The 6,291-nt window shown below is 57.2% G+C and carries 5 protein-coding genes and 1 pseudogene; 3 read left to right on the top strand and 3 right to left on the bottom strand.

From position 1 onward, the window contains the following. The 3 genes and pseudogenes from R6U20_RS01455 to R6U20_RS01445 form a co-directional block, all read left to right on the top strand. Window positions 1-202 (top strand): annotated as a pseudogene (locus tag R6U20_RS01455) (hypothetical protein); the annotation flags it as partial. Window positions 203-875: 673 nt separating this feature from the next. Continuing rightward, the gene (locus R6U20_RS01450) at window positions 876-1,907 is read left to right on the top strand and encodes a metal-dependent hydrolase (protein ID WP_410336093.1); all 1,032 of its coding nucleotides are present in this window, start codon (window positions 876-878) and stop codon (window positions 1,905-1,907) included. 122 nt (window positions 1,908-2,029) lie between these two features. Further along, window positions 2,030-3,073 (top strand): serine hydrolase domain-containing protein, encoded by a 1,044-nt coding sequence (locus R6U20_RS01445; protein WP_410336092.1) that lies wholly within the window; start codon window positions 2,030-2,032, stop codon window positions 3,071-3,073. An 819-nt stretch (window positions 3,074-3,892) separates the two neighbouring features. On the opposite strand, the gene R6U20_RS01440 is transcribed toward R6U20_RS01445, so the two are convergent. The 3 genes from R6U20_RS01440 to R6U20_RS01430 form a co-directional block, all read right to left on the bottom strand. Further along, window positions 3,893-4,321: an OsmC family protein gene (locus tag R6U20_RS01440; protein ID WP_410336091.1), complete on the bottom strand. Its 429-nt coding sequence runs from the start codon at window positions 4,319-4,321 to the stop codon at window positions 3,893-3,895. A gap of 152 nt (window positions 4,322-4,473) precedes the next feature. Next, window positions 4,474-5,316 (bottom strand): mechanosensitive ion channel family protein, encoded by an 843-nt coding sequence (locus tag R6U20_RS01435; protein ID WP_410336090.1) that lies wholly within the window; start codon window positions 5,314-5,316, stop codon window positions 4,474-4,476. 192 nt (window positions 5,317-5,508) lie between these two features. Continuing rightward, on the bottom strand, window positions 5,509-6,291 hold a 783-nt coding region (locus R6U20_RS01430), incomplete at its 5' end, for an OmpA family protein (RefSeq protein ID WP_410336089.1).

The raw sequence follows: 6,291 nt of genomic DNA, 5'->3' as shown, positions 1-6,291 counted from the left end.
GGGCGCACAACGACAACTGCTTGCGGTCGCCCGGGCGGTTCATTTCGCAACCCGGGTGCTCATTCTCGACGAGCCCACCGCCGCGCTCAGTGACAACCAGGTTGAAATCGTACTCTCGCTGATCGATAAGGCTCGCGCCGCCGGAGTAGCCGTCGTGTTCGTCACATGCCTGCGCCTGCGGTGCGTAAGTGACGGCGTGTAAACAGCGACCGAATGAGTGCATCAAGGTCATCAGCACGGTCGGTACGCACCGACGCGTTGTGTAGAAATCCAGGTGTGGTGTCCATACAATAGTGCTCTGTCACAGATGATTCATAGGGTAACGCATGGACTCCCATTTTATAGTCATCCAGATCCTGAATCGAGTTCAGGACAGGCAAGGCGCCCCTGGCGCCGCTGATCCGGGATCTCTTGTGGACTTCCATGACAATCATTCGCCCACACTACCCAACCATTGACGTGTGACACGGCAATAGTATAGTGTCAACGGTCAATGTGGGGATTACAACATGCCCCGTTTACATGATGTCATCTTGAGCGGATACCGACAGCGGTCGGTAGGAGTCCTGACACGAGCGAAGCGACTGATGAACGCAGTGAATAAAGAGCTCCACCAAGGTTGGCAGGGCCCCCTGTCCATCTGGCGTTACCAAGCCCCGAGGAGATGGTTCGACTGCGCTCACCATGACAGGCTTCGTGGGAGGATGATTGCAGAGCAACTATCAAAATGGGGATTGACGCAGCAATAGGTGGTCTGAGCAAAAACGTTAAGAAGTCGACACAGCATACACCGTAGCATCAGGAGCCCGTTTCCGTGACGTACCGTACGGAGATACGAAAGTCATACAGTTCCCTCCATCAACTGTGTACGTTCTGTGGATTCGTTAACGCAACTCACGTTGGGCGCAGCGGTGGGCGAGGCGGCGCTGGGGCGCCACGTCGGCAACAAAGCCCTGTACTGGGGCGCAGCGCTCGGCACGCTTCCCGATCTGGATGTGCTGCTAAACCCGTTCATTTCGAATGTGACAGCCTTGGGCATCCACCGTGGACTCTCGCACTCGGTCACGTTCTGGGTGCTGGGCGCGTTGCTTGTTGGCACGCTACTGCACCGCCTGCACCGGCGCGAAGCCGTGCCGTGGACACAGTGGACGCTCATGGCGGGACTGGTGCTCTCCACGCATGCCCTGCTCGATGCGTTCACGACGTACGGCACACAGTTGTTCTTTCCGATCACGAACTACCCCGTGATCTTCGGCACCATCTTCATCATCGATCCTGCATACACATTGCCCCTGCTTCTTGGAGTGGTTGTGGCCTGGCGCCGGGTCCCCGGTACCCGGTTGCGGTACTGGGCAAACATTGCTGGACTCGGGCTTAGCACCGCGTACCTCGCGCTTACCATTCCCAGTAAAATGATGGCACAACAGGCGTTTGCCAAGGGATTCGAGCAGGCCGGTATTCAGGTGGAACGCACCTTCACCAAGCCTGCAGCATTTAACAATGTGCTGTGGCAAGTGGTGGGCGAAACAGACGATGCCTTTTATGTAGGCTCCTACTCCCATTTCGATCCGCGCCCCCCAACATCGTTCGAGCGGATTCCGAAACGCCACCACCTCTTGTCCGACCTACCGAATACCAAGGCGCTGGAGCGGCTCCGCTGGTTCTCGCGCGGATATTACACGGTTTCGCAGGGAGCTAACGGTACGCTCTACGTGCACGACCTGCGCTTTGGACGCTCGGATATGGGACTGGGGGCCGACGGGAAACCTATCTTTACGTTTCGCCTGGAGCAAGATCCGGAGACCAGCGCGGTTATCGGATTTGAACAGGATCGCCCCGACATGCAAACCGACCGCGAACTGCTGGTGCGCTTTTGGGATCGCATTTGGGGAAATACAAGAGCCTGAAGGGGTATTTGGGCAGACATTTCAACCCCGATTTTTATTCCATCCGCTTTATGCTCTGTTTTCGTAGCGCCCCGCACATACTCTGGAGCACAATACTCTGGAGCACAATACTCTGGAGCACCATGACCATCAGCGTACTGCTTGTCGGCTGTGAATCGGAGTCTTCGATGCCTCGTCCAGACGATGCAGCGGAGCCGGCGCTCGAAGCCTACCCGGCAGGTATGGCCCACGATGCACTGGAGCGGGTTCGTGAACGGGCCGATGCGCTGCCCAACCTGCAATCACTTTTGGTAGCACGCCACGGCACCACCGAACTGGCCCACCGTGCAAGCGGTCCAGGCCTCGACACGCCTGTCAACGTAAAATCGGTGTCGAAGAGTGTGCTGTCAGCGCTGGTGGGCATTGCTATTGACCAGGGGCATTTGGAGGGCATCGACCAGCGCATCGCTCCGTTTTTTGAGGGCTACCTGACCGATGATGCCGATCCACGAAAGCGTGAGATTACCGTGGGCGATCTGCTCACCATGCGGTCGGGGCTGGAGCGCACCTCTGGCAGCAACTACGGCGCCTGGGTATCCAGCAGCAACTGGGTGCGCAACGCGCTCCAGCAGCCCATGCAGGCCGATCCGGGCACCAAGCGCAGCTACAGTACGGGCAACTCGCACCTGCTTTCAGCCGTCCTCACGCAAGCTACGGGGCAAAGCACATGGGCGTTTGCCCGCGAGCATTTGGCCGAGCCGCTGAATATGGCCCTTCCGCAGTGGATGGCAGATCCGCAGGGTATCTACTTTGGAGGCAACGACATGCGTATTTCGGCACGTGGCCTGCTCGCATTTGGTGAGATGTACCGCAACGGGGGCTGGTACAACGGCACACGCATTGTGCCACAGGCCTGGGTGCGGGCATCGTGGGTTGAGCACTCGCAGTCGCACTGGAGCAGGGCCGGATACGGATACAGCTGGTTCACGCGGCGCGAAAGCGGGTACCGCATGCACTATGGCTGGGGCTATGGCGGACAGTATGTGTTCATTGTGCCCGAACTGGAGCTAACGGTTGTAGCTACGTCCGCTCCCTATGCAAATGGCGGACGCGAACACCGCCGTCGGCTGCAAGCCATTGTCACGGAAGTGATTATCCCTGCTGCTGAGCAGGGCACAGGGGGATGAGCAGGCTGCTGCTGTTCTGGCTATGTAAGGATGGTGGACATGGGGCAGGCGCGTTCCTTGAAGGGAGAGACACGTATCGCATAGCGGGACGGGCGTAACACGAACGATACCCACTCCGGTTGTAGCATTACGATGAGGACGTACGCAGTTGGGGCGTACGCACGTCATCTCATCGCGGGGCTCTGCCCTCGTGACGTGGCCATTCAGGGCGCTACCCTCTTTTATTCTTTTATTCGGTCCTGTGCCCGCTCAATCAGTCTAAACCTCCAATGTTGCACATCCGCAACATAGGTAGATTTATATGTTGCATCCGTGCAACGCCAGTGCTTGTCACATACCGAAACGGACTGCTATAGCGCGTAGCGCTTCGAAATGTGCGTTATCACCATGCTTGGCATCAGCTTTGTAGTACATATGAGTAGAGGCATTGGACAGGTGCCTCTCCACTTCCGGATGTATCCGGTTCGGTATCGCACCGTTTTCACTCATATAAGCTTCCCAGCGTACATACGGCACTTCTTTTATAGACTGTATCCTGTGCAGTATACCCCGCCCTGTCACTGAGACTTCGGTGGGGAGTCTCACGCGGCGACACGGCTGCACATGTCAGATGCGGGGCCTGTTAGGACGCAAGAGCCTGACAGCGTCCCGCATCTTTCATGTAAGGGGGCCTGTGTCTCTGTTTCTCGCAGATATCCTAAATCCATGAAGCACCACCCCCGTAACGCAAAAAGCAGAAGCCCTGTGCACAGGACTCCTGCTTAGCAATGGAGCGCAGTGCTTAGCATGGACACTGCGAGGAAACGTCAGCGTCTGGGGTTAGCCAATCAGCTCCGCATCCAGCTTGATGGTGACGCCGGCGAGTGCTTTCGAGACGGGACAGCCTTTTTTGGCGGCTTGGGCGTGCTGCACAAACGTGTCATTGTCAATGCCGGGTACCACACCTTTGGTCGTCAGGTGGATCGTTGTGATTGTTGGATCGCCATCAACCATCTTCAGCGTCGCGTTGGCATCGGTCGTGACGTCTTCGGGCGTGTGGCCTGCTTCGGCGAGGATGTTTGAGAGCGCCATTGAAAAGCAACTGGCGTGTGCAGCGGCAATGAGCTCTTCAGGGCTTGTATCGTCGTTGCCTTCAAAGCGCGATTCAAACGAGTACGGGCCACTGATGGCACCGGTGCTGCCCTCAAAGGTGCCCGATCCGTCTTGGAGGTTTCCGTTCCAGGTGGCTTGTGCGGAGTGGGTAGGCATAGGTTTTTTTGATTCGTACGGTTAAATAAACGAGCACAGAAGGACACCTACGTGCAGCCGTGGCCGTTCCCTGTGCAACGCAAAAGATACGTTATACAGGAAGCCGGGCACGGCTGCGCGTGCAATCCTATGCTTGTGCTTCTCTTGCAGACTTAGGCAGCGCCATCGCCTCCGGCGTCGGTGCGGTCCATGTGGATGTCCATCTGCGGATAGGGGATGCCAATATCAGCAGCATCCAACTTGTATTTGATGGAGCGAGCCAGTTCGTCGCGTACGCGGGGCAGATCGCCAAACCCGTTGGGGCGAATCCAGACGCGCACTTCCCAATTGATGGATGAGCCGCCCAGCTCGGTAAGCAGCACCTGCACTCCGCGCTCTTCAATGCGATCGTCGATCTGTTCGCCCGCCTGCTTGAGGATTGCACGGGCCTCATCCAGGTCGGCGGGGTAGTCGGTGCCTACTTCGCACGAAACACGCAGCTCATCGTTATACAGAATGTTGCGGATGCTGGACCCGAACACATCGCTGTTGGGGATGATGACCAACTGGTTATCCAGCGTATTAAGACGCGTGTAGAAGAGCTGAATGTCGCGTACGCGTCCGCGCTCTCCACCTACTTCAACGACATCCTCCACATCAAACGGGCGAAAGATGAGCAGCATAACGCCCGCTGCAAAGTTTGAGAGTGTGCCTTGCAAGGCCAGTCCCACGGCGAACCCAGCCGCAGCCAGAATGGCGATGAAGCTCGCGACCTCAACACCCACAGTACTCAGGGCGGCAAGCAATGCCAGAATGATAATGGCATAGTACAACAAGTTGCCGCCGAATCGACCTAACGTCTTGTCATACTCGGGCTTATCGAGCATTGACCGGATAGCATCGCGGAGCCGTCCGGCAATCCACTGGGCCACCATGAAAATAAGTATGGCGGCAACGAGCCGTCCTCCGTAGAAGATAATGTTATCCAGTGTGAGTTGGTCAAGCAATGCGTCCATAAAGTGTCGTGAAGGTGGTGAATCAAAAAGAGAATAATCGATGCCCCAAGGTTGGTAAAATGTGGCGCATAGTCAAATCGGTGCGTGTACGTTTCTATGTTGTAACGCATAATACGGTGGAGGCAGAAACCGTCACGTGTCGCACCTCTGCTGCCAACGCGGATTACATTGACTGCGGACATTCGCTACGGATTATATCTCGCGTTCGCCTTCAAAGGCAATTTCATCGGGCGAGTCGTAGCAGTAGCCATAGTGGCCTGTGAAGCTATTGCGGTTGGGGCTGTCAAACTCGATTCGGATGCGTCCCCAGTGTCGATGACCGTCGTTGTGGGAGAGGCATTCGCGTGATGAGCCAGATGGTTCGGGGGCGACCCAGGTGCCTTCAAACACGGTGTCAGACACAAACTCGCCGTGTATGCTGCGGTCTTGTTCGATGTAGGTGCCCTCGACCTGGCCAGTATCCAATGTGCGCTGCATCTCGAGCATACCATGATCGGTGGTCTTCCACACGCCAAGCACTTCGCGTTCTATGCCGGTGGTGTCGTTGGCGGCCCACGTGGTGTGCATTGTGCGCATGGTAAACGTGACACGCCGGTTGCGGCGGCGGCCCTCGGCAGTGCGGTTGGAGGCAATGGGGCGCGTTTCGCCGTATCCGCGAGGCACAATGCGCGCATCGCGGTCGCCCATCGACTGCTCCAGGTAGCGGGCTACCGTTTCAGCGCGCCGTTCTGACAGCTCCTGGTTGTGCGATGCCGATCCGGTACTGTCGGTGTGGCCCAGCACATTGATCTGTGTTTGAGTAGAGTCGGAGATGCGGGCCGCCACTTCGTCAAGCACAGGAAACGCTTCCTCTTTTAGCGTGTGGTCATCGGTATCGAACAGCACAGCGCTTTCGACCTGCACCCGTGCAGCTGTGCCAATAGCCCCAATGGCATCGACATCGGCTCCAGGTGTGCGCCCATCGCACACCTCCTC

The sequence above is a fragment of the Longimonas sp. genome (assembly GCF_046498435.1).
Classification (GTDB): domain Bacteria; phylum Bacteroidota; class Rhodothermia; order Rhodothermales; family Salinibacteraceae; genus Longimonas.
Note: the sequence above shows the minus strand (reverse complement) of the source record. Positions and strands in the feature narration are given on the sequence as shown.

What these genes read in the sequence shown, in the direction of transcription:
- R6U20_RS01435 (WP_410336090.1), bottom strand. Translation starts at nt 5,316, where the DNA reads ATGGACGCATTGCTTGACCAACTCACACTGGATAACATTATCTTCTAC.
- R6U20_RS01440 (WP_410336091.1), bottom strand. Translation starts at nt 4,321, where the DNA reads ATGCCTACCCACTCCGCACAAGCCACCTGGAACGGAAACCTCCAAGAC.
- R6U20_RS01445 (WP_410336092.1), top strand. Translation starts at nt 2,030, where the DNA reads ATGACCATCAGCGTACTGCTTGTCGGCTGTGAATCGGAGTCTTCGATG.